This is a genomic window from Amycolatopsis sp. NPDC114503 (genome assembly GCF_055633655.1).
In genome coordinates this window covers 1-26,380 of the sequence record NZ_JBVKDT010000001.1, presented here as the reverse complement: position 1 = coordinate 26,380, position 26,380 = coordinate 1, and the positions used below count along the sequence as shown (strand labels likewise).

Sequence of the window (26,380 nt, the reverse complement as noted above, 5' to 3'; positions counted from 1 at the left end):
GGTGGTTTTTGTTTTCTGCCCCACCCCTTCCTTGTATAGAGCAAAGACCTCCTCCCGCCCCTCTCCTTGCTCCCCCCCCCGCCCCACCGCCCCCTCCCCCCCCCGGGACCGGGACCCGATCCGGCCGGGCGCGGTCGGCCGGTCGGGAAGTGCGGTCATGGTTCAGCCCCTGGTTCGAAGTGCCATTGGTGCGGAAGTGCCATTGGTGCGAAGGGGTGAGCCCGGCGCAGCGAACGGGCGCGCGCGATCAAGAAGTTGATCTTGAGATGGACGTGGCTCTCCCCGGGTAACCGGTCGAGCGGTCAGTCCGGGGAAGTGGTCGGCAGGGCGGCATCCCTGCCCGCGCCGTCGACCTCGTGGTCGCGGCTGACGCCGATGAGCTTGAGCTGAGTGACGGTGTTGCCGTCGCCGGCCAGCGCGAACAGGTGGCGCAGGCCGCCGGAACCGTCGTGTCCCGGCGAGACAGTCGACGCGGGCGCGGCAGGCGCGGCCGGTGCCGCGGGGAGGCCTTCGCCGCCACCGCTGCCGCCGCCTCCGGCCAGGCTGCGCTCCTTGACCGGCGCCGCCGCGGGCTGGGTCTCCTGCTTGGCGGCGGGCGGTGCGGCGACGACGCGGGCGGGCGTGGTGTGCGCGGCGGCCGGGGCCTGCTGGCTGACCTGCACGACGACTGGCGCTTCAGATTCTTTCGCCAGCTTCGTCGCGGGGACGGAGGCGATGACCGAGCCACCGGCCGACGGCGCGGGTTCGACCGGGTAAACCGGCTGTTCGACGACCCGGACCGGAGCGGTGTCGATCACGGTGTCGACCGAGGTGACGGTGGTGTGCAGGGTCGTGTCGACGGTGTCGTCGACGGTTCCGAGGATGCCGTCGAGGAGCCCTGGCTGGCCGTGCTCGGGGCTGCCGAGGAGGCCGCTCAGGAGGCCCGGGCCGGACTCGCGGTCGGAGCCGCCGAGAAGGCCGCCGAGGAGTCCTTGCTGAGGTTCGTGGCTGGCGGTGCTGAGGAGGCCGGGCTGGGGTGTGTTGCTGGTGCTGCTGAGGAGGCCGGGCTGGGGTGCGTTGCTGGTGCCGCCGAGGATGCCTTGCTCGGGTTTGCTGCTGGTGCCGGGCTGCGGCTCGCTGCTCGCACTGCTGAGAAGGCCGGGCTGGGTGGCCGCTTCGGGCGCGGGGTCGGTCACCGGCGCGTGGTGCTTGGGCTTGACCGGGCTCTTCGGCTTGGCGAGCTTCGCGGGTTTGGTCGCTTTGGCCGCTGGCTCTGGCCGGGAGACGGGGCGGCCCGGGTTCTCCGAGTCGCTTCCGGCGGACGTGACCGGCCGGAAGCTCACGTCCGGACGGTAGTCGTCCGCGGAGACCTGGAACCGGTGCAGGTTGGCGCGCGCCGCGCCGGGCATGGCCCAGGTGAGCGTGCCGGACGTGGCCGTTCCGGCGTAGCGGTGCTCCGGGTCGGTGTCGTGCGTCGAGGCGATCGGACGATCGGCGTGCTCGTCGGCCGCCGCGTTCGCCTGCGACAACGCCGCGCCGAGCAGCCATCCGGCGAGGGTCAGACCGCCGGCGACGGCGATTCGGACGGCAGGCCGGGCGATCGGCGCCGCCCAGGCGCGTGGCCGCCGGCTCACGCCCGCGCGCGCGAAAGAGGAATTCCGCTCAGCGCGGTCGGCCATTCCCAGGAGCACGGAACCCGTGGCGCTCGCGCCGGACGGCGCGGGACGGGCGAGGCCGTGCGGGGTCGCCATGCCAGTCACGCCACCACCACCGTCCGCGCCTGAAGCTCGTGCGGCCCACCGCACGAGACTGATCTTGCTGGGGCTCTCTTCCGGCCAGGTCGCAGGTCCCCCGGGGCTGCCCTCTTTCTAGCACCGGACGCGAGTGTTTCATCTCTCCCGCGCTCGATCCACCCCGTAAGGCGGAACGTCCGCACCGGCTCTGGTGTCCGATCCGCCCTAGTCGATCACCCTGCGTCGCCTCAACCGGGGCGAATGCGGCCATCCGGGCGGCCCTGCCGAGGCGCGAATTCGGGCGTTGACCCGATGTTTCAGCCACCGCGACACTCTCGGTATCGCCGTTCCCTCAGGGACAAACCGAAGCTGGACCGCAGTCGTCAGACGAGTTTCCGCAGGCGCTCGACGGCTTCGTCGATCACCTCGTTGCGCTTGCAGAACGCGAACCTCAACAGGTGTTTCCACTCGTCCGGGTGATCTGTGAACACCTTAACGGGTACCGCGGCGACTCCGGCGCGTTCTGGCAGCGTCCAAGCGAGTTCAGCGGCGTCGTCGAAGCCGAGCGGACGCACGTCAGCCGTCACGAAGTACGTCCCCGCGCTCGGCCGTACTGCGAATCCCGCATCGGCGAGACCGGCAGACAGCCGATCGCGCTTCTCTTGCAGGCTCGTGCGCAGGTTTTCGACCCATTCAAGCTCGTTGTCGAGCGCGTACGCGACGGCTGGCTGCAGCGGCCCACCCGAGACAAAGGTGATGAACTGCTTCGCCGCCTTCACCGCGGCGACCAGCTCGGGCGTCGAGCAGACCCAGCCGATCTTCCAGCCGGTGCAGTTGAAGGTCTTGCCCGCGCTGGAAATCGCGACAGTCCGCTCGCGCATCCCGGGGAACGACGCGAGCGGAAGGTGCTCGGCTCCGTCGAAGACGAGGTGTTCGTAGACCTCGTCGGTGACCGCGATGAGGTCGTGCTCGACGCACAGCCGCGCGATCTCCTCCAGCTGCGCACGCGAAAACACCGTGCCGGTGGGGTTGTGCGGCGAATTCAGCAGCACCGCGCGGGTGTTCGGCGTGATCGCGTCGCGGAAGGCGTCGAGGTCGAGTTCGAGCTGTCCGTTCTCGGTTTCGACGAGCCCGATCACGCGCCGCTGGGCACCGGCCATCGCGACCGCGGCGGCGTACGAGTCGTAGTACGGCTCGACCACGATCACCTCGTCGCCGGCCTCGGTCAGCGCGATCAGCGTCGCCGCGATGGCCTCGGTCGCACCCGCGGTGACCAGGATCTCGGTGTCCGGGTCGTAGCTGGCGCCGTAGCGCTGGCGGTGCCTGCTGATCGCGGCGCGCAGCTCCGGACGTCCCGGGCCGGGCGGGTACTGGTTGTCGCCGCCGAACAGCGAGTTCTTCGCCGTTTCGAGCATTCCGACGGGCCCGTCGGTGTCCGGAAAGCCCTGGCCGAGGTTGACCGCGTCGTGCCGGACGGCGAGCGCGGTCATCTCCGCGAAGACCGTCGAGGTGAACGGGCGAAGGCGGGGGACGAGAGCTGGTTCACGCACGAGAACGCATCCTCACGGACAATGGCGGTGTGGAGCAACTCACCCCTGCCAAGGTCACGCCCGCGGACCCGCCCGGCGGCACCGCCGGCGAAGAGGCGAAACGGCGCGGCCTGCGCAAGATGAAGCTGGTCGCGCTGTCCTTCCTGCTCGGCGCGACGATCGTGTTCCTGCTGACGAGCTGGGCGGAGTCGGCGGGCTGGCCGGGCTGGGTCGGCTACGTCCGCGCCGCGGCCGAGGCGGGCATGGTCGGCGCGCTCGCGGACTGGTTCGCGGTGACCGCGCTGTTCCGGCATCCGCTCGGGCTGCGGATCCCGCACACCGCGATCATCCCGAACAAAAAGGATGCGCTCGGCAACAGCCTCGGCGAATTCGTCGGCTCGAACTTCCTGTCCCCGGACGTCATCCGCGACAAGCTCCGCCGCGTCGAGGTCGCCAGCAGGCTCGGCGGCTGGCTCTCGCAGCGCGACAACGCCGAACGCGTGACGTCGGAACTGGCGACAGTCGTGCGCGGCGCGGTGACGGTGCTCCGCGACGAGGACGTGCAGGCGATCATGGAACAGGCCGTGGTCAAGCGCGTGATCGACAAACCGTGGGGCCCGCCGCTTGGCAAGATCCTGGCGGGCGTCTTCGAGGACGGCGCGCACCACAAGCTCGTGGATCTGATGTGCGACCGGGCGTATGAGTGGGTCCGGGACAACCACCAGACGATGCTGCGCGTCGTGTCGGACCGCGCGCCGAGCTGGTCGCCGAAGTTCGTGGACGAAATGCTGGCGGACAAGGTGTACGGCGAGGTCCTGACCTTCGCCTGGGCGGTGAAAACGGACGTCAACCACCCGATGCGGCTGGCGCTGGACAAGTTCCTCGGAGAGTTCGCGCAGGATCTGCAGACCGACCCGAAGACCATGGAGCGGGCCGAGCAGGTCAAGGGCCAGATCGTGAGCCACGCCGAAGTGCAGAAACTGATCGGCAACGCGTGGGCGACGGCCAAGGAGATGCTGCTGAAGGCCGCGGAGGACCCGTCGAGCGAACTGCGCCAGCGAGTGCGGGGCGGTCTGGAATCGCTGGGCAAACGCCTGGTGGACGACCCGTCGATGACCGCGAAGGTCAACGGCTGGGTCGAGAGCGCGGCGGTGTACCTGGTGACCCACTACTCGCGCGAGATCACGACGATCATCACGGACACGGTGGAGCGGTGGGATGCCGAGGAGACGTCCCGGAAGATCGAACTGCAGGTCGGGAGGGATCTGCAGTTCATCCGGATCAACGGGACCGTGGTGGGGGCGTTGGCCGGGCTGGTGATTTACGCGGTGGCGCAGTTGCTGTTCTGAGAGGGCTGGTCTGGCGCTGCTCTTCTGGGGGTGCTGGTTTGCCGCTGCTGTTTTGAGGGCGCTGGTCTGCGGCGAGAGCCGGGGGTGTGAGGGCGGCTGGCGGTGGCGGGCGAGAACAGGGCGGGCGGGGGTTCGTCTTCCCGCGGCCAACGGTTGCGGGCGAGAAGAGGGCAGAGGAGGTTCGTCTTCTCGCGGCTAGTGGTCGCGGGCGAGAAAGAGGGGCGTCTGCTCGCGGCCAGCGGTTGTGGGCGAGAAACAGGGTTGCGGGGATCCGTCTGCTCGCGGGCGAGAACAGGGCGGCGGGGGATCCATCTGCGCGTGCCCAGCGGTGGCGGTCGAGGAGCAGCGGGGCGGGGATTCGTCTGCGCGTGCCCGGCGGTCGAGAACAGAACAGCGGGGATCCGTCTGCGCGCGGCTAGCAGTCGCGGGCGAGGAGCAGCGTGGCGGGAATTCGTCTGCACGTGGCCAGCGGTTGCAGGCGAGAACAGGGCAGTGGGGATTCGTCTTCTCGCCGCCAGCGGTCGCGGGCAAGAAACACGGCGGCAGCGTTTTGTCTGCATGTAGCCAGCGGTTGCCCGTCGGCGGTTGGCCGTGCGGGTCCAGCCGGTGCGGTTCGGGATGGCTGCCGGACCGGGCTGGTCGCCGAGGGGATTTCGTTCGAGGGGGATTTCGTTGCGGTTGAGCGGAATTCGCCACCGTGTCGGCTCTCGCTCGCTTACCCGCGACACCCGCGGATCGCGGCCCCAACGCGCAGGTATCCCGGCGCTTGAGCCGCTGTGCCGACCTCGACTCTTCCTGGCTCTGGCCGGGCGCGGCGAGTGGTCGGCCGGATGCACGCCGTCCTATACCACAGCCGTGGGCTGCTCAAACCAGTTGTCCACAGGAAGCTGAGTTATCCCCGGGGTTATCCACAGGAATTCACGGTGATGGCCTAATCGCTGTCCACAACTTGTGGGGATCCGAAGCATCTGCACGTGCACATGTGGTGTGTGTGGACAAGTTGTCCACAGGGGGTCAGTTGTGCACAGACGCCGTGCGGGCGCGCCAGGAGCGGGCCTTTTCGCGGTTGCCGCAGACGCGCATCGAGCACCAGGTGCGGGAGCGGTTGCGGGATTCGTCGAAGAAGGCCCACAGGCAGTCGTCGGCGGGGCAGATCTTCAGTCGGACCCAGTCGCCTCGGATGGCCATCCGGGTGGCTGCGGCGAGGGTCGCGGTGACGGCGTCCGGGGCGAGCAGCGTCGGGCCGGTGTCGGTGAGCGCGAAGCGGAGCGGGACGTCCAGCGTGGTCGCGGGCAGCCGCGGGTCGCCGACCGCGGCGCGCAGGCTGTCCCGCACGGCGCGGGCTTCGGCGGGATCGTTCGGTGTCACGTCGTGATCCGCGGCCCACTGCCGCCAGAGCTCCGGATCGTCCAGCAGGTCGTCGCCCCGTTCGATGTCGACGGTGTTGAGAAAGGCGACCACCAGGGAAGCGTCGGTGTGCACCCGCCCATTGTACGGGCGATATCGGTTGCGACCTGGCGGCCTAACCGACATACTCACTTTACTGGTTACGCGACGAGGAGAGGATGGACGAAACATGGGTGCGATTCCGACGTTCGGCGGCGTTGCGTTCGACTGTCCGGACCCGGCGGCGCTCGCCGGCTTCTATCGCTCCGTGCTTGAGTGGGCTGAACCGGAGATCGCCCAGGACGGCCACTGGGCCACGCTCGTCGACCCGCGCGGCGGCGTCCGGCTCGAATTTCAGCGGGTGGCCGATTACCGCGCCCCCGAATGGCCGTCGCAGGACACGCCGCAGCAGGCGCATCTCGACCTGGACGTCACCGATCTCGAGGCCGCTCACCAGCGCATTCTCGGGCTGGGCGCGAAGCTGCTCGACGATTCGCCGGAGACCTTCCGCGTGTACGCCGATCCGGTCGGCCATCCGTTCTGCCTCTGCGCCTGCTGACACGGCGCGGCGAATCCGCGTAGGGTCGGATGCGTGATTTGTCCGAAGTGTCAGAACATGATGCGCACGGTCGACAAGAACGGCGTCCACATCGAGCAGTGCGACGGCTGCCGCGGGATCTTTCTCGACCGCGGCGAGCTGGAGCAGATCGCCGGTGCGGAGAGCGCGTTCTACCGGCAGCAGCCGCCGCAGTACGCCCGTGCCGATTCGCCTCGTCCGTACCAAGGCGGGTACTCGGATTCGCCCCGCCCGTACCGGGGTGGGCATTCGGATTCGCCGCGCCCGTACCGAGGCGGGCACGCGGACTCGCCGCGGCCGTACCGCGGTGGCTACGGGGATTCGCCGCGACCGTACGGCGGACGCCGCAAGCGCAGCTTCCTCGAGAACCTCTTCGACTGAGTTGTCCACCGATCCAATAGCGCTAGACCTGCGGATCTGCCCGGCCTGCGGCGACCGCGCGAGTTGTCCACAGGCTGACGGGGACGTCTTGCGGTGTGTGGAGTGCGGACATCGGTGGCCGTTCCGGCGGCTGCCGTTGTTCGCGCTGACCGGCCCGAGCGCGGGCGGCAAATCGACGGTCGGGCCGAAGCTGGCGCAGCGGTTGGCGGGCGAGGCCGTCGTGCTGGAGCAGGACGTGCTGTGGACCGGCGCGTTGCGCGACGACGAACCGGGGAATCCGGCGTTTCGCGGGGCCTGGCTGCGGATGGCGGCGATGCTGCACCAGAACGGACGGCCGGTCGTGCTGTGCGGAACGGTCGCTCCGCACGAGCTGGAACCGTTGCCAGAGCGCGTTTTCTTCTCCGACGTGCACTATCTGGCCCTGGTCGCGGACAACGAAACCCTCCGGCGGCGGTTGCGCGCCCGGCCCGCGTGGCGGGAGTGGGACGAGCCGCGCATCGAGGAGATGCTCGAGTTCAACCTGTGGATACGCGGGCAGGTCGAGTCCATCGACACGACGGACGCCCGGCTCGACGACGTCGTGACCGTGGTGGAGAAGTGGGTTCGGGCCAGGATTGGGTCGGACCTAGCGACCCTTCACGATTCCTCCGCGCGGAGCCGTTCGTCGTAACGCTGCTGGGATTCGTGGATTTCGCCGGTGTGCGCGACGGTCCAGTCGTACAGCCTGCCGAACGGCTCGCGGAGGGATTCGCCAAGCGGCGTAAGGGAATACTCGACACCGACCGGGGACGTCGGCAGTACGCGCCGGACGATCATGCCGTTGCGTTCCAGGCGGCGCAGGGTCTGGGTCAGCACCCGCTGCGTCACGCCTTCCAGCCGGCGTTTGATGTCGTTGAACCGGCGCGGCTCCTCCAGAACGGCCATCGCCATCATCGACCATTTGTCGGCGATCTGGTCGAGGATCGGGCGGCTGGGACAGTCGGCCCGGTAGACGATTCCGGGGTCAGGAGCGGCCATCTCGGTATCCTCCATGATCCTTGCGATGCCCAAAGTGCGTTATTGACGCTGGTCGGCCCTGGTCCGAGTCTAGGTATGCATCAGGAACTTAGCTGCCTGCCGGATACGTATCGGAGACCCGCATGCCCCACGACGCCTACGCGACCCTGCGAGTGAGCCGCGAGGCCGGCCTCGTCCGCGTCACGCTCGACAACCCGCCCGTCAACGTCCTCGACGTCGCTCTCATGGCGGACCTCCGGCGGTTGCTGACGACGCTGCGGGACGACGAATCGGCGCGGGTGATCGTTTTCGACAGCGCCGACCCGGACTTCTTCATCGCCCACGTCGACATGTCACTGGTCGACGCGCCGGACGCATTCGATCAGTTCGCCCCGGAGGTGCCTCCGGGGCTCAACGTTTTCCAGGCATTGGGCGAGCTGCTGCGGCATCAGCCGCAGGTGACGATCGTCAAGCTGGCCGGTCTGGCGCGCGGCGGCGGGGCGGAGTTCGTGGCCGCCGCGGACATGGCTTTCGCGGCGATCGGCGCCGCGGGGATCGGCCAGATCGAAGCGCTGATGGGGATTGTTCCGGGCGGCGGAGGAACGCAGTACCTGGCGAACCGGATCGGTCGCAATCGTGCGCTGGAAGCGGTGTTGGGGGCCGAGTTGCACGACGCGCGGACGGCTGAACGCTACGGCTGGGTCAATCGGGCCGTGCCTGCTGATGAGTTGGACGAGTTTGTCGATCGATTGGCGCGCGATATCGCCGCGTTGCCGGAAGGCGTGATTGCCGCGGCGAAACAGGCTGTCGTCCCGGATGATCTGACGGACGGGTTTCAGCGAGAACACGAGGCGTGGGCGGGACAGATCAGCCGTCCCGCGGCGGAATCGCTGATTCGCGGCGGGTTGGCGCGGGGCGCGCAGACGCGTGCTGGCGAACGCGATTTGGAGGGGCTGCTTCGCGGGCTGGCGAATTGATCGAAGACGAATCAGCCGCACGGCCAGCGGTGGTCGGACTGTGGATCGTCCAGCCAGAAGGTTTGTTCCTCGCTGTTCACTGTGAGGCCGAAGCGGGACCGGCTGGGGCGGCCCAGTGCTTCCCAGCGACGATGTGAGTCCTCGGCGAGATCCCACAATGCGCGCGGACCTCCTTGCGCTGCCTCGAAACCGGAGTCAGTGCGGCGGGTGCGCGCCCACGAACCGTCCGGATGGGACAGTGCGAAGGCTCCGTTCGGATCGACGTGCACTGGGCGTACGTCGGGCAGCTCCAGTGAAGCGAAGAATTCGAAATGTCGTTGTGGTTTAAGAACATCTGTCATCGACAGCTCAGTTGGCCGCCATTGCGTGTCAGCGGAGGGCGGCAATTCCGCGGGCGGTGGCAGGCGATGCGCGCGCAGGGGCATGAACCGACCGTCGCGGGCCAGGACTTCGCCTTCGGCGGTCGTTCCTTCGCCCGCGGTGAGACGGATGAGTCCGCCGCCGAGCGGGCGGTTGAGCGTGGTGACGATGTGCCCGCCGGGGAGTGTTTGATCAAGCCAGGCAAGGGGAATCCGCGATACTGAGGCGGTGCACAGGATCCGGTCGAAGAGAACTCCGGCCGGGAAGCCGAGTGCGCCGTCGCCAGTGGCGCACGCGGGTGCGTAGCCGCAGGAGGTCAAGCGCTCCCGCGCGGCGGCCGCGATGACCGGGTCGATGTCTACTGTGGACACTTGGCCGGAACCGCAGCGGTGGCACAGCAAACCCGCGTTGTAGCCGGTTCCGGTGCCGATCTCCAGTACGCGATCACCGTCGCGGACCAGGAGTTCTTCCAGCATGATCGCCATGATCGCGGGCATGCTGGACGAGCTGGTCGGCACGCCGGGGACCGGTCCGTGCGCGCGGGCGCGGTCCCAGAGCGCCGGGTCGTCGTCGAGCTGGGTGACCAGGACGTCGCGCGAATAGACGCGGTCCAGCCAGTCCGGGTCGGCGCGGTCGACCGCCGCCCAGCCGTCGCCGGCGGGCACGAAAAACCGCGGCAGGAACGCGTGCCGCGGGACGGTGGCGAAGGCGTCCGTCCAGGCCCGCTCGTGCAGCACGTCCTCTTCGACGAGCTGCCGGACCAGGCGTCGACGCAACCGTTGTGCCCGCATAAGCCCAGGGTAACGGGGTGAGCGGAACCACACCCGATGGTTGCAAGCAGGGTGCTTGCAATAGCTAGCACGCGAGCGTACTGTCGAGTAGGTCGCGAGGAGGTGACCGGATGACAGAACCCGGCGGAGCACAGCGCCCCATGGACAAGGTCGCGGACATCGCCTCCGACATCGGCGAGTACATCCGCCAGCAGCGCAGTTCCGCGAAGATTTCGCTGCGCCAGCTGTCGAAACTCGCCGGAGTGTCCAATCCGTACCTGAGCCAGATCGAGCGCGGGGTCCGCAAACCCAGCGCGGAGATCCTCCAGCAGATCGCCAAAGGGCTGCGGATCTCGGCCGAAGCGTTGTACGTGCAGGCCGGGATTCTCGACCTGCCGACCGGAGGCCCGGTCGGCGACGCGATCCGCGCCGACGCCGAGCTGACCGAACGGCAGAAGCAGGTTCTGCTCGACGTCTACGAGTCCTTCCGGCGCGAAAACGCCGCTGCGAACACCGCACCGAAGACCACCCAAGAGACCACTGAGGAGTCGGCATGACCACGCCCAAGACCGAGGACGTCCGCAAGGCCGTCAACACCGCGCTCGACCAGGTCCGCACCCCGCTGCTCGCCGCGCTCGGCGCGGGCAACCTGGCCAGCCAGGCCGTGACCGACGCGGTTTCCAAGGCCCGCGCCAACGTCACCAAGAACACCGAGGCTGCGCGCAAGGGCTTCGAGGAGCTGCCGACCGACGTCGAGAGCCTCCGCGAGAAGCTCGACCCGGCCGAACTGCGCAAGGCCATCGACGAGTACACCGAGGCCGCGCTGAAGCTGTACAACAAGCTGGCCGAGTCCGGCGAGCAGGCCTGGGACAAGATCGCCGCGCAGCCGCAGGTCAAGAAGGCCCTCGAGCAGCTGGACGACGCGCTGACCGCTGCCCAGGAGCGCGTCGACGGCCTGACCGAGGAGACCCGGGAGCGCGTCGACGGCGTGCTGTCGAAGGTCACCAAGCGCACCCGTTCCGCTGGCGAGAAGGCCGCCCGCAAGGTGACCGAGGTGGCCGGCGAGACCGCGGACGCGGTTGAGGAGATCGGCGAGAACGTCGCGCACGAGACCCGGTCGGTGGCCCGCAAGGCCGCGAACCGCACCGCGCCGAAGACCGCCACGCCTGCCCGTCGCACCACCACCGCCAGCACCAGCAGCACCACGGCGAATGCCAAGAAGCCGGCTGCGCCGAAGACGGAGAAGTGACGGTCGCGCGGTATTGCACTGCGCCGCGCTGACGGCGGTTCGAGCGGTTCTGGTGCTTCGGCGCTGGAATCGTTGGGGTGACTCGGTTTGCGCCGGGGTCGCCGAGGGCGAGAATTGAAGATCGAGGGGTTGCACGGCGGTCGGGCCGAGGTTGGTCCGGCCGCCGTGTGCTGTGTTGGGGGTGTTTCGGCGGGGGTTTGGAGCGGCCGGGTGGGGCTGGCTGCGGCGGATGCGTTGGGCGGGCGGGGGCGAGTTCGGCGGCGAGGCTGGGTCGGGTCTAGGCGGAGTGGGGCTTCGTTAGGTCGGGCCTAGTTCTGCGACGGCGGAGAGTTGGGTTCGACCTAAGCTGCTCGACTTAAGCCGACCGGGTAACTAGGTCGGGCCTAAGCCGGAGGATTTGGCTAGGTCGAACCCAAGGAGGGTCGGGCAGTGCCCAAGCCGGGGTCGGCGGCTGCGCCGGACCCCAACTGCCCCGCCGAGAGTGACCGTTGTCACCCCGGCGCTCCCCTCCCCCTCAACCACGGCCAACCCCGTTCACCCCGACCCTGACCAGCAGTCACGCCGCGGTGCAGGGCCTCGGGGGAGCGGGCGGGGTGGGCGGTTTGCCGTAAGCTGGCTTCGTGCTGGTTGCCGAATGGATCCTCATGGTCATCCACTGGGGCAGCGCCTTGGTCGGGCTCTTCGCCTTCGTTCACGCGCTGCTGCAGCGAGCTGACGCGTACTCGGCGGCCGATCGCAAGACCAAGCCGATCTGGATGTTGATCACCGGCGGGGCCACGCTTGCCCTGGTGCTGTTCCCGCTTCAGGGAAACGGGGTCGGGTTCATCTTCTGGGTGCCCGCGATGGCGGCGGCGCTCGTCTACATCGTCGACGTGCGGCCGAAGCTCATCGAGGTCCAGCGGGGCCACCGCAACTGGTGACCGGAGTCCCGGGCGGATTACATTCGGGTCGGTGACCACCTGGACTATCGCCGGAAGCCTCACCGTCGTTCCCGCGCCGACCCGTACTGACCTGCTTGCCGAACCCGTCGCCAAGGCGCTGGCCGCGATGCCCGCGCCGGATTCGCTCGGCGTCACCGAGATCGATCCGGACCTTGCCGATACCGCCGCGTTTTGCGAGGCGTACGGGTCGCCGCTGACCGCGTCCGCGAACTGTGTCGTCGTCGCTGGCAAGCGCGCCGGGGAGGTTCGGTTCGCCGCGGCGCTCGTGCTCGCGACTACCCGCGCTGACGTCAACGGAGTGATCAAACGCCGGCTCGACGTGCGCAAGGCGTCTTTCGCTCCGATGGACGAGGCCGTTTCCCTCACTGGCATGGAGTACGGCGGCATCACGCCCGTCGGCCTGCCCGCGGACTGGCCGATCCTCGTCGACCAAGCCGTCGCGGACGCGCCCGAGCTGGTGATCGGCAGCGGAATCCGCGGCAGCAAACTCCTGATCTCCGGTTCGGCCCTCGCGGGGCTGCCGAACGCCGAGGTCATCGACGGGCTCGCGCGCTGAACTGTCCATAATGGACAAACCAATCCAGATCAGCCCGGCGGCGCTCGAGGCGCTCAGCCAACAGCGCGAGGCGATGTTGGCTGAGCTCGGCAAAGACAGCCCGATCTACGGCGTCAACACCGGGATGGGGCGGCTCGCCGGGACCCGGCTCACCAGCGAGCAGCAAGCCAGCCACCAGCGCAATCTCCTGGTCGGCCGGGCGGTGGGCGGACCGCCGTGGTTGTCGCCGGAGTTGACCCGGGCGTTGCTGCGCATGCGGTTGCGCGGGTTTCTCCGCGGCGACGCGGCGGTCAGCCCTGAGCTGGTCAGCTTCCTCGCCGATCGGATCAACGACGGGTTCCTTCCCGCCGTCCCGCGCGACAGTCTCGGCAGCGCGGGCGAGATCATCCCGCTCGCGCACGCGTTCCAGACCTTCGTCGGGCTCGGCACGGTCATCGAGGACGGCATCGAGGTCCCGGCGGCGGAGGCGCTGCACCGAAGCGGGGTGAAGCCGTTCGTGCTCGGGCCGAAGGAGGGGGCGAGTCTGATTCAAGGCTCGCCGCTAGCCGAGGCGTACGCGTGGGTCTGCGGCGAAAGAGCGCGTCGGCTGGTCGAGTGGCAGACGGTCTGCGCGGCGATCACCGTGGACGTTCTTGGTGCGCCGCAAGCGATTTACCGCGGCACGCGGATCGAGGGACTCATCGACGGGGCCGCCACGCGAGAGGGAGTCGTGCAGGCGCCGATCTCGGTGCGAGTCGGGCCGAAGGTGCTCGAATACGTCAGCCAGACCGTCGAGGAACTGCGAGAAACTCTGCAGGAGTCCTGGGAGACTCCGGCGGACTCACCTGCCTTCGCAAACGGCGAGTTCGTCCCGACGACCGGCTATCACGCAGCCGCGCTCGGCCTTCGAATGGACACCGTCAAGGCAGCGCTCATCCACGCGGCGGAGGTTTCGGTACAGCGTCTGCATCGCCTCCTCGACCCGCAGTTCAGCGGTCTGCCACCACAGCTTGCGGTAGATCCAGGTCCACAGGCTGGGCTCACGCCACTGCACAAACGCGCGGCCGGCGAGCTGCACGCGATGCGCAGGCTGGCCGCACCGGCGACTCTCGGGTCGATCGACACTTCCGCTGGTCAGGAGGACGTGCAAGCGTTTGCCAGCAAGGCCGGCACCGAACTCGAGACAGTCATCGGACGCTTCTTCGCCATCACCGCGTGCGAGCTGATCGCCGGGCGGCAGGCGCGGTACCTCGGAAAAACCCAGGGAGCACCGAAGCTGGCCGACACCTACGCCTGGCTAGCGGCGAGGGTCGAGCCGGTGGTGGTCGACCGGTCGCTGGGGCCGGAGATCGACAGGCTGGCCGAAGCCTGTCTCACGAGTCCCGACGGGCCTGTTGGAGCGCGAGACCGCGAGGCGTAGCCAATTTGGTCAGCAGAGCGAACAACCCCTCGCACACCAACGCCAGGATCACCACCGCCACGCCGCCGCCGAAGATCTCGCCGTGGCCCTGCTCGCCGAGGGCGAAACCGTCCACGATGTAGCGGCCTAGACCGCCGCCGTCGTTGACGATCGCGCCGATCGCGACCGTCGCGATCAGCTGCAGGAACGCCACTCGCGCGGCGGCCACGATCACCGGCGACGCCAGCGGCAGTTCCACACGCAGCATAATCTGCCATTCGCGGTACCCGGTGCCGCGCGCCGCGTCCACCACGTCCTGCTCCACCTGCACCACGCCGGCGTAGGTGTTGGTGAACAACGGCGGCAGCGCCAGCGCGACGAGCGCGAGCAGCAGCGGCCAGAAGTCCGTGTTCGCGCCCCACCGGCTGGCCAGGAACCAGAACAGGATGATCAGCCCGAAGCTGGGGATCGCGCGGCCGATGTTCACCGCGCTGCTGGCCAGGAACTGGCCGCGCCGGTAGTGCGCGAGCCACAGTGCGAACGGGACCGTCAGGACGATCGAGATCACCAGCGCCAGCGCGGAAAACCACAGATGCTGCACGGTCCGGAAAGGAATCCCGGCCGGGTCGGTCCAGCTCCAGCGGTTCGGGTCGGCCAGCCATTGGCTCAGCTGCGCGAAAAAGCTCATCGGACGGCCCTCCGCGCCCACGGGGCCAGCGCGCGTTCGCTCAGCCACAGCAGGAAATCGACGAGCACGGCCAGCGCGATCGACAAGACGATGCCGACGATGATCGGGCTCGGGTTGGGGATCGGCGTCTGGATACCGGCGCGGATGAAGTAGCCGAGCCCGCCCTTGCCGAGCAGCGACGTGACGGTGACCAGGCCGATCGTCGTCACCGCGGCCACCCGCAGCCCGGCGATCACCACCGGCAGCGCGAGCGGAAGCTCCACCTGCCACAACAGCCGCCGCGGCGTGAAGCCCATCCCGACCGCCGCTTCGCGCACTTCGGTCGGCACCTGCTGTACGCCGGTCACGATGTTGCGGATCAGGATCAGCAGCGTGTACGTGGCCAGCGGGATCACCGAGGTGGCGAAGGAGAACCCGAGCAACGGCACCAGCAGCGCGAACGCGCCCAGACTCGGGATCACGTAGAGCGCGCCCGCCGTGCCGACCACGAACGGATAGAACCAGCGGTAGCGCAGGCACAGCGTGGCCAGCGCTAGCGACAGCACGAGACCGACGCCGAGCGCGGTCGCGGTGAGGGCGACGTGCTCGCCGAGCCGCTGAAGAATCGCGTCAGCGTTGCGTTCGACCCACCGCCATTCGAAGAGGGGACGGCTGCTGTCGGCCAGCAGCGGGGTCACGGACGCGTGCACGGCGCGACCTTACCCCGATCGAGCGACAATATTCCGGCCCTTGAGATTCCGTGGCGAGGATTCCTAACCAGTGGTTTCTGTCGGGGGTCGCGGTTAGGGTCCATTCCCACTAACGAGTGAACTGAGGAGTGTGGGGACACGTGCGCTGGACCCGGAACATCCGAGTGGCCGCGCTGCTGGCGACGGCCGCGCTCGGCTTGACCGCGTGCGGTGGGGGAAGCGACCAGCCGGCCGCGCCGAGCAAGGGCGGCGCTCCGGTCGTCGTCGCCTCGTTCAACTTCACCGACAGCCAGATCCTGGCCGAGATCTACGCGAGCGCGCTGGAGTCGAAGGGCTATCCGGTGACGCGGAAGCTGAACCTCGGCTCGCGGGAGCTGGTCTACCCGTCGCTCAAATCCGGCGAACTGCAGTTCCTGCCGGAGTACCAGGGCGCGGCGATCACGACCGGCTTCGGCAAGGAGGCCACTAAGGACGCCAAGGCCGAGCACGACCAGCTGTCGAAGCTGTTCGCGCCGGAGGGTGTCGGCCTGCTGAACTACGCGGCCGCGGAGGACAAGAACACCTACATCATGAAGGCCGACGTCGCGAAGTCGAAGGGCATCGCGTCGATCAGCGACCTGAAGAAGCTCGACAAGGTCGTCATGGCCGGCCCGCCGGAGTGCGAGAAGCGGCTGCCGTGCTTCAAGGGCTTCAAGGACGTCTACAAGCTGACGAACGCCACCTTCCAGACCGTGCAGGAGGCCGGGCCGCGCGTGCAGCAGCTCAACTCCGGCGCGGTCACGGTGATCCCGGTCGACTCGGTCAGCCCGCTGGTCGGCGACTCGCAGTATGTCGCGCTCAAGGACGACCTCACCATCGTGCCCACTGAGAACGTGGTGCCCGCGGTGAACAAGAAGGTGCTCGACGAGCGCGGCACGGACTTCGCGAACGTCGTCAACGCGGTCAGCGCGAAGCTCACCACCGAGGGCATGCGCGAGCTGAACAAGCGGGTCGACGCGGATGGCGAGCCGGCGGCCGACGTGGCCAAGGATTGGCTGAAGCAGCAGGGCCTGTCCTGACGCTCCCGGGGAGTGGCGGGGTGCCGTACCGCCACTCCCCGGGGTTTCCGCGCGTGTGCGAAGGTGACAGCGGCGGAAACCCGAGGAGAGCAGGGGAAACGACATGGGCAAGGTCACGGCCACCGCGGAGCGCACGATCGACGCGCCGGTGGAACGCGTGCGTGAGCTGGTCGCGGACTACGCCGAGACCCGGCCGAAGCTGCTCACCGAGCACTACCGCGACTACGAGGTCAGCGAAGGCGGCGTCGGCGCCGGCACGAAGGCCAGCTGGAAGCTGCAGGCCACGTCCAAGCGCGTGCGCGACGTCGCGGCCACGGTGACCGAGCCGTCGCCGGGCACTTTCGTCGAGACCGACGCGAACTCCAGCATGGTCACCACCTGGACCGTCACGCCCTCGGGCGAGCGTTCGCTGGTCCGCATCGAGACCAGCTGGGACGGCGCGGGAGGCGTCGGCGGCTTCTTCGAGAAGACCTTCGCGCCGGGCGGGCTGAAGAAGATCTACGACGGCGTGCTCGGCAAGCTCGCGGAGATCGTGTAGCGCTTGCCACAGCTCCGGGGACAATCGGAATGCACGCCCCGGTTGCTTCGTTGGCCGGATAGACGGGGCGTGCGCCCCGGTTCAGTCCAGCTTGAACGAAACGGAGTTCGACGGTGAACGCACCCACAGCGCCCGACACAGCGACCGAGGTCCGGCTCGCGGCCCGTCCGCACGGCGTCCCGACCATGGACAATTTCGACATCGTCGAGACCGAGGTGCCGAAGCCGGGTCCCGGGCAGATCCTGGTGCGCAACGTCGTGATGAGCGTCGACCCGGCGATGCGCGGCCGGATGAACGACGTGAAGTCCTACTCGCCGCCGTTCGTGGTGGGCGAGGCCATGCAGGGCGGCGCGGTCGGCGAGGTCATCGAGTCCACTGTGGACGACTTCGCACCCGGCGACCACGTGCTGCACCAGGCTGGCTGGCGTACGCACGCGGTGCTCAACGCCAAGCGAGCGGTCAAAGTGGACGATTCCGTCGCGCCGCTCTCGACCTACCTCGGCGTACTCGGGATGCCGGGTCTCACCGCGTACGCCGGACTGCTGGTGAGCGCGGAATTCAAGCCCGGCGACACGGTTTTCGTCTCCGGCGCGGCCGGTGCGGTCGGCTCGCTCGTCGGACAGCTGGCGCGGCTCAAGGGCGCCAAGCGCGTGATCGGCAGCGCGGGTTCGGCGGAGAAGGTCCGCTACCTCACCGAGGAGCTCGGCTTCGACGCCGCCTTCAACTACAAGGACGGACCGGTCGCCGAGCAGCTCGCCGTGGCCGCGCCCGAGGGCATCGACGTCTACTTCGACAACGTCGGCGGCGAGCACCTCGAAGCCGCGATCGCCTCGATGAACCTGCACGGCCGGATCGCCATCTGCGGCATGATCTCGCAGTACAACGCCACCGAGCCGACGCCCGCGCCGCGCAACCTGGTGCAGCTCATCGCGAAGCGGATCACCATGCGCGGCCTGCTCGTGCTGGACCACTGGCACCTGATGCAGGAGTTCGTGGCCGAGGTCGCGCCGCTCGTCGCGTCCGGGGAGATCAAGTACTCGGAGACCTTTGTAGACGGTATCCGCAACGCGCCGGAGGCCTTCCTCGGTCTGCTCAGCGGGGCCAACACCGGCAAGATGCTGGTGCGCCTCAGTTCCTGACGATCGCGTCGGCCAGCTCGGGCATCGTCGCCGCGGTGTAGGTCGCGGCGGGAAGGCCGGGCAGCGGATGGACTCCGGGACGCGCGAGCAGCGCGGTCCGGAGCCCCGCGGCTTGGGCTCCGGCGATGTCCCAGCCGTGCGCGGCGACCATCACCGCCTGGCCGGGTTCGACGGCGAAGGCGCGCAGCACCTGGCGGTAGGGCTCCGGCGCCGGCTTGAGCCTGCTGACCTGCTGCGCGGAGAAGATCCGGTCGAATTTCGTTGCCAGACCAGCGTTTTGCAGCTGCGCTTCGGCAGTGGCGAGCGGCGAGTTCGTGAGGGCGACGACCTGATGTCCGGCCTGGCGCAAGCGATCCAGGCCGGGTACGACGTCGGCGTGCGCGGGCAGAGCGCGCAGGCCGTCGCCGACCTTCACTAGCTCGGCGTCGGTCAGTTCGTGGCCGTGCCGCGCGCAAACGGCGACCGCGGCTTCGCCGGCGATCTGCGCGAAATCGCGATACTGGCCTGCCGCGGTCACCGTGAGCACGGTGTGGATCGCGAGCGTGAACCATTCCTGTCGCGCCGCCGGGTCTCCGGTGAGCTGAGTGAACAGCGGGTCGAGCGCGGTCAGGTCGAGCAGCGTCTCGTTGACGTCGAACACGCAGAGCATCGCGCCTCCAGCCGGTGAACCGCTTGCGTACCAGGGTCCTCCGTCAGTCGCGGGCTAGGCAAGCGCGGTGATCAGTTCGGTCAGAACTCCCTGCCAATGGCGGCGTTGCTGCTCCCGTTCGGCGGCGTCGGCCAGCCGTTCCTGGTGAATGCGCAGCATCGTCTTGTCCGGGCCGCTGGCGCGCACCGCCAGCTGCAGGGTCGTCTCGTGCGACCAGCCGGTCGGCTGCCAGGTGAGCCGGATCCGGTCCATTTCGCGGAAACTGCGCGTCTCGCCGCGGATTCCGTCGGCGGTCTCGTATCCGACGCCTCGTTCGGGGTGGACGGTTACGCCCTCGCCGAGCCAGATCGCCACGCCTTCCGGGGAGGTGATGAAGTCCCACACCTCTTCGGCGGAGCGGCCGATCGTCTTCGAGACACCGATCTGCCAGCCCGCGTCCTTGGTCTGCCCGACGCTCACCGGGTCACCGCCGCGATCGCGCTGACCTCGACGAGCGCACCTGGCACGGCGAGCCCGGCCACACGCTGGGCGGTCACCGGAGGTGTCGCTCCCGCCAGAGCCGCGGCGGCGGCCGGATAAGCCTGGGCGAGATCGACGTCCTCGACCAGCAGGATGGTCAGCATCACCACATCCTGGACGGTCGCGCCGCCCGCGGCCAGAGCCGTTTTCAGATTGGCCATTACCTGTTCGACCTGCGCGGCGACGTCGGTCCCTCCGACGAGCTTGCCCTCGTTGTCGACCGCGTTCTGGCCGCCGACGTAGATCGTCGTCGCGCCCGGCGGTACCACCGCGACGTGGGTGAAGGCGGGGGACTGGACGAGCCCTTCGGGACGGAGCAGCTGAGTCATAAGGCGAGTATGGGCGGATACCCGGTCGGATACTGTCCTAGTTTTGCGCGAGAATCGCACCATGACCACCACCAGCCGTCGCCTGGAGACGCTGGCGTTGCTGCAGGCGCGTCCCGGCATCTCCGCCACCGATCTCGCGGCCCGGCTCGGCGTCACCGAGCGCACCACCCGTCGCGACATCGCTCAGCTGCGCGAACTCGGCTACCGCATCGACGGCGAGCCGGGCCGGGTCGGCGGCTACCGGCTCGCGCACGGCACCGCGATGCCGCCGCTGTTGCTCGACGCGGACGAGGTCGCCGCGGTTTCGCTCGGCCTTCAGACCGCGGTGGCAGTCGACGGGCTGGAAACCGCCACGGTGACCGCGCTGGCCAAACTGACCCAGGTGGTCCCGACGCGCTGGCAGACCCGGCTTGCCGCGCTCGCGGAGGTGGAATCGTTGCCGGGCAAGCCTTTCCGGCGAGCCGCACGGGACATTTTGGTGCCGCTCGCGTTAGCTTGCCGGGCTGGCGAAGCGGTCCGGATCCGGCATCGAGCGCTGGACGCTCCGTCGGCGAAACCCCTTGATGTGCAATCACATCGGCTCATCACGGTGAGGCGGCAGTGGTACCTCGTCGCTTGCCCGCGCGGGGCAAGCGAATGGAAAAGCTTTGCGGTGGACCGGATCGAGGCGGTCCAGCCGCTCGGGATCAAGCTGTCCGCACCGGAACCACCGTCCATTGTGGCCGATCTGGTCACGGACGTGCGCTGGCGGCATCGCGTGCGGGTGCGGGTACACACCTCCGCCGAGCTGGTCCGGGAACTCGTCGACCCGAGCGTGGCCACTGTGGTCGAGGACGGCGACGAATGCGAACTCCGCTTCGGTGCTGACGATCTCGACTGGGCCGCGCGCTGGCTGGCTTACCTGGACGTGGATTTCGACGTCCTGGAACCGTCCGCGCTCACCGATCGCTTGCACGCCTTCGGTTCGTGGCTGGCCGCCCGCTACGTCACCACTCCGCCGGAGTGATCGCCGGATTTCCGGCGCGATAAGCCTCGACCACGATCCGCGCCGCCCGCCGGGACTTGGCGACGACCTGCTCCGTCGGGTAGCCCAGCCATTGGTAGACGCCATTGAGGTAGAAATCGCCGTAGCCGAAGGCCTGGGTGTGGAGCTGCTCCATCAGCTCCAGCGCGGTAGCCGGGTCGGGCGCGATCGTCAGGCAACGCATCAGCGACGCGTCGATCAGTTCTCGGCGGGCCTCGTGCAGTTCGACGTATTGCTCGCCGGCCAGTTCGGCGGCGAAGAACACGTGCAGCCCGATCCGGGTGTCGATCAGGAACTGGGTGTGCGCGGCGGCGACTGCGGCCAGCGCGGCACCGTCGTCCGTTTCGGCGGTGGCTGCTTCCTCGGCGAGTTCGCGAAGCTGGCGCGCCGCGACCGTGCCGACCGCGGCCAGCAACGCCGCGCGGTCCGGGAAATGCCGGTACGGCGCGGCGGCGGAGACCTTCGCCCGGCGCGCGGCTTCGGCGACCGAGAAGCCGGTGATGCCGTTCTCCGCGATCAAGTCGAGCGAGACGCGCACGAGCTCGGCGCGCAGATTGCGGTGGTGGTACTGCGCCGCCATGCCGTGTGTCACACCCGATCGAGGTCGCGTCGAGGAATAAGCCGAGGCCCACGCTAGTCTATGTAAGAGGGTTCTTACATCGAATTCGTCCCAGACCGGACGGGACACCCAGGAGGGCTTCATGACCACGACCACCTCCGCCATCGCCGCCGCGGCGCCGGGCGGACCGCTGGCCCCGACGACGATCGAGCGCCGCGACCTGCGGCCGGACGACGTGATGATCGACATCGCCTACGCCGGCATCTGCCACAGCGATCTGCACCAGGTCCACCAGGACTGGGGGACCGCGATCTTCCCGATGGTCCCGGGCCACGAGATCGCCGGCGTCGTCGCCGCGGTCGGCTCGGACGTCACGAAGTACCAGGTCGGCGACCGGGTCGGAGTCGGCTGCATGGTCGATTCCTGCGGCGAATGCGAGTACTGCCGCGCCGGGTCCGAGCAGTTCTGCGTCAAGGGCAACATCCAGACGTACAACGGGGTCGGCTTCGACGGCGAGAACACCTACGGCGGATACAGCCGGCAGATCGTCGTGAAGGACGCCTTCGTCTGCCGGATTCCGGAAGGCATTTCCCTCGACGTGGCCGCGCCGTTGCTGTGCGCGGGCATCACCACGTACTCGCCGCTGCGTCGGTGGGGCGCGGGGCCGGGCAAGAAGGTCGCCGTAGTCGGGCTCGGCGGGCTCGGGCACATGGCGGTCAAGCTGGCCGTCGCGATGGGCGCGGAAGTCACCGTGCTCAGCCAGAGCCTCAAGAAGCAGGAAGACGGGCTTCGCCTTGGCGCGAAGGACTATTACGCGACCAGCGACGAGTCGACCTTCGAGACGCTCGCCGGCCGGTTCGACGTCATCCTCAACACCGTGTCGGCGAAGCTGCCGGTCGACGCCTACCTCAGCCTGCTGCGCGTCGGCGGCGCGATGGTGAACGTCGGCGCGCCGGGGGAACCGTTGGAGTACAACGTCTTCTCCCTGCTCGGCGGCAACCGCGTGCTGGCCGGTTCGATGATCGGCGGCATCGCGGAAACCCAGGAGATGCTGGACTTCTGCGCCGAGCACGGCGTCGGCGCGGAGATCGAGACGATCAGCGCGGACCAGGTGAACGAGGCGTACGCGCGGGTCGAGAACAGCGACGTGCGGTACCGCTTCGTGATCGACACCTCGACGATCGGCTGACGCTCGCGCCTCATGCCACGCAGCTGTCCGTGAAGGGCTCCTTGAGGGAATCTGATTCCCTCAAGGAGCCCTTCACGGACGTCCGGGAAAGCGGGTCAGAGCACCATGGTCCGGTTGCCGTGCACCAGAACGCGGCCTTCCAGGTGCCAGCGCAGGCCGCGGGCGAGCGTCACCTTCTCGATGTCGCGGCCCTTGCGCACCATGTCCTGCACCGAATCGCCGTGGTCGACGCGGATCACGTCCTGCTCGATGATCGGCCCGGCGTCCAGGTCCGCGGTGACGTAGTGGCAGGTCGCGCCGACGAGCTTCACGCCGCGCGTGTGCGCCTGGTGGTACGGCTTCGCGCCGATGAACGACGGCAGGAAGCTGTGGTGGATGTTCAGCGCGCGCCCGGCCCACGCCGCGCACAGGTCCGCGGGCAGCACCTGCATGAACCGCGCCAGCACGATCGCGTGCGGGTCGTGGGCGTCGACCAGTTCGCGGACCTTGGCGAACGCAGCCGCTTTGCCGTCGGGGTCGCCCGCCGGGAACGGCACGTGGTGGAACGGGATCCCGTGCGCGCGGGTGATGTCGGCGAGCGAATCGTGGTTGCCGATCACCGCGGCGACGTCGACGTCCAGCTCACCGGAGGCGACCCGGCCGAGCAGGTCGTACAGGCAGTGCCCGGCCTTCGACACCAGCACCACCGCGCGCGGGCGTTCGCCGGTGTCGCGCACCTGCCAGCTCGATTCGGCGGACAGCTCGTTCGCCACCTCGCCGAACCGCTCGCGCAATCCCGCGGCGTCGAACGGCAGCGAATCGGCGCGCACGACCTGGCGGGTGAAGAACCAGCCCGAGTCGGGGTCGGTGTGGTACGCCGCCTCGACGATCATTCCTCCGTGGTCGGCGAGGAAGCCCGAGATGCGGGCGATGATGCCGGTGCGGTCGGGGCAGCCGAAGGTGAGCACGTAACGCTGGGGATCTGACACGCGCCCATTCTCACCGGCCGCTGGTCAGGGCGCTGCGAGGGGCTCCAGAAGGGTGGCGTCGCCGACTCTCCCGGCACGGTTCGGACGGCCCCACAACGCGCGGTAGACGTCGTCGGCGGGGCCGGCGAGCGTGAGGTCCGGGACGCCTTTGCCCAGCGTCGGCGGCTGATCCGGCTGCAAGAGAACGGTCCACGTCCGCGTGTCGGTGCTGACCTGGACGATCCCCTCGCGGTCGCTCGGCCGGCCGCGGCGCGGGGTCAGGAAGGCGAGGAACTCGTCGATGCCGTCCTCGGCGAATTCGGTGCGGTACTGGGTGGCCGGCGGCGTGGGCAGGGCGCTTTCCGCGTCGAGCCGGTGGATGGCGAACTCGTGCGCGAGCCTGCGGGTCCAGTCGCCGACGGTGACCCGGCCGCCGTGCGGGAACGGCGACCGCAGCGGGGCGTCCGCCGGGCGGCGCAGGGCTTCGCGCACGGCCATGCGTTCGCCGTCCCAGCGGCCGAGGGCGTCCTCCCAGGTGTCCGCTGTCGGTGGCTCAGCTTTCCGGTCGGTGATCGCAGCGACCGTGTACGAGAGCACCGCCGTCAGGTGTGTCACCAGGTCCCGCACTGTCCACTCCGGACAGTTCCGGACCGGCGCGGCCGGGCCGGCGGCGAGCGTCGCGGCTTTGATCCGGTCGGCGTGAATGTCGATCGCTTCCAGCAGACGTGGCGCGTCCATGCACTGACCGTAGCCTGCGCACCCGTACCCGTCGGCCGAATTCGATGAGCACGACCAGCAGCAGCCCGAGCAGGAACGACAGCAGCAGCCCGTACACCGGACGGCCGGCGAACGCGGTGCCGCCGGCGAGCCCGATCAGCGCGCTGTACACCGACCACAGCGCCGCGCCGACGGCGTCGAGCGGGACGAACCGGCGCAGCGGGTAGCCGAGGCTGCCGTTGGCGAGCGCGCTCGCGACGCGGCCGCCGGGCAGGTAGCGCGCGGCGATGATCAGCAGCGGCGCTTGCCTGCGGACCTGGTCGCGCGCCCATTCGTAGCGTTGCCGTCCGGACGGTCCGCGCTGCAGCCAGGCGACGGCACGCGGTCCGGCGGCGCGGCCCACGGCGTAGCCAAGACAGTCGCCCGCCCACGCGCCCGCCGCGGAGACGACCACCAGCAGTGCGAGCCGGCCGACGTCCGGTCCGATCAGGACGGCGACGGTCACCACGGTCGTTTCGCTCGGCATGAACGGGAGCAGCGCGTCCAGTCCGGCGATCGCGAACACGAGCACCCACAGCCAGGGCGAGCCGAGCGTGCCCCGGATCAGCTCGGTGACGTGTTCCAGCAGTTCCACCCGCTCATCGTCAGCACTGAAGGTCACCAAGGGATGACCCAGCGGGGTGCGGGTGGTGAACAGGTGGGTTCAGCGCGGCGCGACGCTTTCCCAGGCCACGGTCAGCTCGCCGAGCCGCCGGCGGTCCGGATTGCCGAAAACGGGCCAGCCGCGGTCGGCGAGCATGGCGACGGCGGTGGTCCAGCGGGCGCGCACGCCGAAGGAGCGGTGCGGGGCGGCGGCTGCCCAGCATTCGTCCAAAGTGGACATCAGGGCGTGCACGCGTTCGCCGGGAACGTTGCGGTGGATGAGGATCTTCGGCAACCGTTCGGCCACTGTGGACGGACGGTCGAGTTCGGCGAGGCGGAGCGACAGGGTGAGCGTGCGCGGACCGTCGGCCCCGACGACGACCCACGTGACCAGCCTGCCGATCTCGTCGCAGGTGCCCTCGACCAGCAGGCCGCCCGGCGGCATCGCGTCGAGCATCAGCTGCCACGCGCCGGGTACCTCGTCCTCGGCGTACTGCCGGAGCACGTTGAACGCGCGCACCAGGACCGGCCGCGCCCCGGCCAGCTCGAAGCCGCCGCGCCGGAAGTCGAGCCGGGGCGGATCGGCGGCGGGCTGGGCGGCGGCGACTCGTTCCGGGTCGAGTTCGAGCCCGAGCACCCGGACGTCCGGCCGTACGCGCGCCAGCCATCGGGCCAGTTCGACCGTCGTGACCGGCGACGCTCCGTAGCCGAGATCGACGACAAGGGGACTTTCGCCCCGCCGCAGCAGCCGGGTGACGCCCGGGTCGCTCGCGAGCCAGCGGTCGACCCGGCGCAACCGGTTGGGATTGGTGGTGCCCCTGGTCGGGGCGCCCACCGGGGTCAGACGTGCTCGGCCAGCCACTGCGCGGTGAACTCGTCCTCGTTCCGAAGCAGGTTGACCACCTGCTCGGAGACGAACTCCTCGATCCGGCCGCCGAAGAGCGGGATCCGCACGACCACTTCGCCGGTGGTGCGGAGCAGGACCTTCTCGTCCTTCGCGGTGAGGTAGGTGGAGGCGCCGATTTCGCCGGGGACGCCGCCTACGCCGACGTCGGATCGGCCGGTGTACTCGTCGCCGGAGCGCTTCCAGGTCTGGGTGCGGTTGACGATGATGTCGCCCTTGTGGAGGGCGCGGACGGCTTGGGGGAGTTTGGCGGCCTTGATGCCGTGCTGGAGTTCGTAGCGGACGGAGTCGCCTTCGGAGATGTAGGCGAGGAGTTTGGCGTCGCCGCCGCCTAGGGCGGCTAGGCGGGCGCGCAGGGCTTCTTCTCCGGCTACTGCGGCGAAGACGTCCGCTAGTGAGCCGTCGAATTCGCCGCGGTGGTCGATCCGGGATCCCATGAAACGGACAGTACCGGGTGGTGGGGGAGTGCGGCTGCGTTGTGGGAAGAGTGCGGCTGCGCCGCGGGAAATGAGCGGCTGCGCCGCGAAAAGAGGGTTGCGTGGGGCACCCCGAAGCCCGATTGTGCTGACGGTTCGGGGGTGCTTGTCAAGGCGGGAAAGATGCCTTGACAAGCACCCCCGAACCGCAG

At 69.1% G+C, this 26,380-nt stretch carries 30 protein-coding genes and 1 pseudogene; 15 read left to right on the top strand and 16 right to left on the bottom strand.

The genetic code is table 11. From position 1 onward, the window contains the following. Positions 1 to 302: 302 nt before the first annotated feature. Positions 303 to 1,739 carry a hypothetical protein gene (locus ACZ7OI_RS00155; RefSeq protein WP_470262063.1) on the bottom strand — a complete coding sequence of 479 codons (1,437 nt, stop codon included), beginning with the start codon at positions 1,737 to 1,739 and terminating at the stop codon, positions 303 to 305. 356 nt (positions 1,740 to 2,095) lie between these two features. Beyond that, positions 2,096 to 3,262, bottom strand: a complete 1,167-nt coding sequence (locus ACZ7OI_RS00150; RefSeq protein ID WP_470262062.1) for a pyridoxal phosphate-dependent aminotransferase — start codon at positions 3,260 to 3,262, stop codon at positions 2,096 to 2,098. Between the two features lie 29 nt (positions 3,263 to 3,291). Here ACZ7OI_RS00150 and ACZ7OI_RS00145 point away from each other — a divergent pair, with 29 nt between their 5' ends. Beyond that, positions 3,292 to 4,590, top strand: a complete 1,299-nt coding sequence (locus ACZ7OI_RS00145) for a DUF445 domain-containing protein (RefSeq protein WP_470262061.1) — start codon at positions 3,292 to 3,294, stop codon at positions 4,588 to 4,590. A 1,014-nt stretch (positions 4,591 to 5,604) separates the two neighbouring features. Here the strand turns inward: ACZ7OI_RS00145 and ACZ7OI_RS00140 are convergent. After that, entirely contained in the window at positions 5,605 to 6,072 is a 468-nt protein-coding gene (locus tag ACZ7OI_RS00140; protein WP_470262060.1) for a CGNR zinc finger domain-containing protein, read from the bottom strand. A gap of 94 nt (positions 6,073 to 6,166) precedes the next feature. On the opposite strand from ACZ7OI_RS00140, the gene ACZ7OI_RS00135 reads away from it, so the two are divergent. From ACZ7OI_RS00135 to ACZ7OI_RS00125, 3 genes are read left to right on the top strand one after another with little or no spacing between them, the layout of a single operon-like run. Next, on the top strand, positions 6,167 to 6,535 hold the full coding sequence (locus ACZ7OI_RS00135; RefSeq protein ID WP_470262059.1) for a VOC family protein: 369 nt from the start codon (positions 6,167 to 6,169) through the stop codon (positions 6,533 to 6,535). Between the two features lie 60 nt (positions 6,536 to 6,595). Beyond that, entirely contained in the window at positions 6,596 to 6,934 is a 339-nt protein-coding gene (locus tag ACZ7OI_RS00130) for a TFIIB-type zinc ribbon-containing protein (protein WP_470263405.1), read from the top strand. Positions 6,935 to 6,950: 16 nt separating this feature from the next. Continuing rightward, complete coding sequence (locus ACZ7OI_RS00125; protein ID WP_470263404.1) at positions 6,951 to 7,604, top strand: AAA family ATPase; 654 nt, start codon at positions 6,951 to 6,953, stop codon at positions 7,602 to 7,604. Here ACZ7OI_RS00125 and ACZ7OI_RS00120 read toward each other — a convergent pair. Then, positions 7,571 to 7,951, bottom strand: a complete 381-nt coding sequence (locus ACZ7OI_RS00120; RefSeq protein ID WP_470262058.1) for a winged helix-turn-helix transcriptional regulator — start codon at positions 7,949 to 7,951, stop codon at positions 7,571 to 7,573. The genes ACZ7OI_RS00125 and ACZ7OI_RS00120 overlap by 34 nt on opposite strands. Positions 7,952 to 8,073: 122 nt before the next feature. Here ACZ7OI_RS00120 and ACZ7OI_RS00115 point away from each other — a divergent pair, with 122 nt between their 5' ends. Continuing rightward, positions 8,074 to 8,907: an enoyl-CoA hydratase/isomerase family protein gene (locus tag ACZ7OI_RS00115; RefSeq protein ID WP_470262057.1), complete on the top strand. Its 834-nt coding sequence runs from the start codon at positions 8,074 to 8,076 to the stop codon at positions 8,905 to 8,907. 11 nt (positions 8,908 to 8,918) lie between these two features. Here ACZ7OI_RS00115 and ACZ7OI_RS00110 read toward each other — a convergent pair whose 3' ends face one another. Beyond that, positions 8,919 to 10,058: a methyltransferase domain-containing protein gene (locus tag ACZ7OI_RS00110; RefSeq protein WP_470262056.1), complete on the bottom strand. Its 1,140-nt coding sequence runs from the start codon at positions 10,056 to 10,058 to the stop codon at positions 8,919 to 8,921. Between the two features lie 140 nt (positions 10,059 to 10,198). Between ACZ7OI_RS00110 and ACZ7OI_RS00105 the strand changes: the two genes are divergently transcribed. From ACZ7OI_RS00105 to ACZ7OI_RS00085, 5 genes are all read left to right on the top strand, one after another. Continuing rightward, positions 10,199 to 10,594, top strand: coding sequence for a helix-turn-helix domain-containing protein (locus ACZ7OI_RS00105; RefSeq protein WP_037807545.1), 396 nt, complete (start codon positions 10,199 to 10,201; stop codon positions 10,592 to 10,594). After that, a complete protein-coding gene (locus ACZ7OI_RS00100) occupies positions 10,591 to 11,286 on the top strand; it encodes a hypothetical protein (RefSeq protein ID WP_470262055.1) in 696 nt (231 codons plus the stop codon). The genes ACZ7OI_RS00105 and ACZ7OI_RS00100 overlap by 4 nt, the downstream gene beginning before the upstream one ends. 620 nt (positions 11,287 to 11,906) lie before the next feature. Continuing rightward, on the top strand, positions 11,907 to 12,206 hold the full coding sequence (locus ACZ7OI_RS00095; protein ID WP_470262054.1) for a DUF2516 family protein: 300 nt from the start codon (positions 11,907 to 11,909) through the stop codon (positions 12,204 to 12,206). 31 nt (positions 12,207 to 12,237) lie between these two features. Next, positions 12,238 to 12,783: a YbaK/EbsC family protein gene (locus ACZ7OI_RS00090; protein ID WP_470262053.1), complete on the top strand. Its 546-nt coding sequence runs from the start codon at positions 12,238 to 12,240 to the stop codon at positions 12,781 to 12,783. A 10-nt stretch (positions 12,784 to 12,793) separates the two neighbouring features. Further along, positions 12,794 to 14,182 carry an aromatic amino acid lyase gene (locus ACZ7OI_RS00085; protein ID WP_470262052.1) on the top strand — a complete coding sequence of 463 codons (1,389 nt, stop codon included), beginning with the start codon at positions 12,794 to 12,796 and terminating at the stop codon, positions 14,180 to 14,182. Here ACZ7OI_RS00085 and ACZ7OI_RS00080 read toward each other — a convergent pair. Further along, positions 14,136 to 14,849 carry an ABC transporter permease gene (locus ACZ7OI_RS00080; RefSeq protein WP_470262051.1) on the bottom strand — a complete coding sequence of 238 codons (714 nt, stop codon included), beginning with the start codon at positions 14,847 to 14,849 and terminating at the stop codon, positions 14,136 to 14,138. The two genes, ACZ7OI_RS00085 and ACZ7OI_RS00080, sit on opposite strands and share 47 nt — an antisense overlap. Beyond that, entirely contained in the window at positions 14,846 to 15,538 is a 693-nt protein-coding gene (locus tag ACZ7OI_RS00075) for an ABC transporter permease (RefSeq protein WP_470262050.1), read from the bottom strand. The genes ACZ7OI_RS00080 and ACZ7OI_RS00075 overlap by 4 nt, the downstream gene beginning before the upstream one ends. A 140-nt stretch (positions 15,539 to 15,678) precedes the next feature. Between ACZ7OI_RS00075 and ACZ7OI_RS00070 the strand changes: the two genes are divergently transcribed. The 3 genes from ACZ7OI_RS00070 to ACZ7OI_RS00060 all read left to right on the top strand — a co-directional run bounded on the left by ACZ7OI_RS00070 (position 15,679) and on the right by ACZ7OI_RS00060 (position 18,273). Then, positions 15,679 to 16,596 carry an ABC transporter substrate-binding protein gene (locus tag ACZ7OI_RS00070; RefSeq protein WP_470262049.1) on the top strand — a complete coding sequence of 306 codons (918 nt, stop codon included), beginning with the start codon at positions 15,679 to 15,681 and terminating at the stop codon, positions 16,594 to 16,596. A 103-nt stretch (positions 16,597 to 16,699) separates the two neighbouring features. Further along, entirely contained in the window at positions 16,700 to 17,134 is a 435-nt protein-coding gene (locus ACZ7OI_RS00065; RefSeq protein ID WP_470262048.1) for an SRPBCC family protein, read from the top strand. Positions 17,135 to 17,247: 113 nt separating this feature from the next. Beyond that, positions 17,248 to 18,273, top strand: a complete 1,026-nt coding sequence (locus tag ACZ7OI_RS00060; protein WP_470262047.1) for an NADP-dependent oxidoreductase — start codon at positions 17,248 to 17,250, stop codon at positions 18,271 to 18,273. On the opposite strand, the gene ACZ7OI_RS00055 is transcribed toward ACZ7OI_RS00060, so the two are convergent. From ACZ7OI_RS00055 to ACZ7OI_RS00045, 3 genes are read right to left on the bottom strand one after another with little or no spacing between them, the layout of a single operon-like run. Beyond that, the gene (locus tag ACZ7OI_RS00055) at positions 18,263 to 18,922 is read right to left on the bottom strand and encodes a haloacid dehalogenase type II (RefSeq protein WP_470262046.1); all 660 of its coding nucleotides are present in this window, start codon (positions 18,920 to 18,922) and stop codon (positions 18,263 to 18,265) included. The two genes, ACZ7OI_RS00060 and ACZ7OI_RS00055, sit on opposite strands and share 11 nt — an antisense overlap. A gap of 54 nt (positions 18,923 to 18,976) precedes the next feature. After that, positions 18,977 to 19,381, bottom strand: coding sequence for an SRPBCC domain-containing protein (locus ACZ7OI_RS00050; protein ID WP_470262045.1), 405 nt, complete (start codon positions 19,379 to 19,381; stop codon positions 18,977 to 18,979). Further along, positions 19,378 to 19,770: a RidA family protein gene (locus ACZ7OI_RS00045; protein ID WP_470262044.1), complete on the bottom strand. Its 393-nt coding sequence runs from the start codon at positions 19,768 to 19,770 to the stop codon at positions 19,378 to 19,380. The genes ACZ7OI_RS00050 and ACZ7OI_RS00045 overlap by 4 nt, the downstream gene beginning before the upstream one ends. Positions 19,771 to 19,831: 61 nt before the next feature. On the opposite strand from ACZ7OI_RS00045, the gene ACZ7OI_RS00040 reads away from it, so the two are divergent. Beyond that, a complete protein-coding gene (locus ACZ7OI_RS00040; RefSeq protein ID WP_470262043.1) occupies positions 19,832 to 20,776 on the top strand; it encodes a helix-turn-helix transcriptional regulator in 945 nt (314 codons plus the stop codon). Here the strand turns inward: ACZ7OI_RS00040 and ACZ7OI_RS00035 are convergent. After that, the gene (locus ACZ7OI_RS00035) at positions 20,757 to 21,374 is read right to left on the bottom strand and encodes a TetR/AcrR family transcriptional regulator (protein ID WP_470262042.1); all 618 of its coding nucleotides are present in this window, start codon (positions 21,372 to 21,374) and stop codon (positions 20,757 to 20,759) included. The two genes, ACZ7OI_RS00040 and ACZ7OI_RS00035, sit on opposite strands and share 20 nt — an antisense overlap. Before the next feature lie 121 nt (positions 21,375 to 21,495). On the opposite strand from ACZ7OI_RS00035, the gene ACZ7OI_RS00030 reads away from it, so the two are divergent. After that, positions 21,496 to 22,542: an NAD(P)-dependent alcohol dehydrogenase gene (locus ACZ7OI_RS00030; protein ID WP_470262041.1), complete on the top strand. Its 1,047-nt coding sequence runs from the start codon at positions 21,496 to 21,498 to the stop codon at positions 22,540 to 22,542. 95 nt (positions 22,543 to 22,637) lie between these two features. Here ACZ7OI_RS00030 and purU read toward each other — a convergent pair whose 3' ends face one another. From purU to ACZ7OI_RS00005, 5 genes and pseudogenes are all read right to left on the bottom strand, one after another. Next, positions 22,638 to 23,489, bottom strand: a complete 852-nt coding sequence (purU, locus tag ACZ7OI_RS00025) for a formyltetrahydrofolate deformylase (RefSeq protein WP_470263403.1) — start codon at positions 23,487 to 23,489, stop codon at positions 22,638 to 22,640. Between the two features lie 45 nt (positions 23,490 to 23,534). Continuing rightward, a pseudogene (locus ACZ7OI_RS00020) lies at positions 23,535 to 24,146 on the bottom strand (maleylpyruvate isomerase family mycothiol-dependent enzyme); the annotation flags it as partial. Further along, positions 24,043 to 24,840, bottom strand: coding sequence for a DedA family protein (locus ACZ7OI_RS00015; RefSeq protein WP_470262040.1), 798 nt, complete (start codon positions 24,838 to 24,840; stop codon positions 24,043 to 24,045). The gene ACZ7OI_RS00015 and the pseudogene ACZ7OI_RS00020, both read right to left, overlap by 104 nt. A 69-nt stretch (positions 24,841 to 24,909) precedes the next feature. Continuing rightward, positions 24,910 to 25,710, bottom strand: a complete 801-nt coding sequence (locus ACZ7OI_RS00010; protein WP_470262039.1) for a class I SAM-dependent methyltransferase — start codon at positions 25,708 to 25,710, stop codon at positions 24,910 to 24,912. Further along, on the bottom strand, positions 25,689 to 26,189 hold the full coding sequence (locus ACZ7OI_RS00005; protein ID WP_470262038.1) for a DUF2505 domain-containing protein: 501 nt from the start codon (positions 26,187 to 26,189) through the stop codon (positions 25,689 to 25,691). The genes ACZ7OI_RS00010 and ACZ7OI_RS00005 overlap by 22 nt, the downstream gene beginning before the upstream one ends. Positions 26,190 to 26,380: the final 191 nt, after the last annotated feature.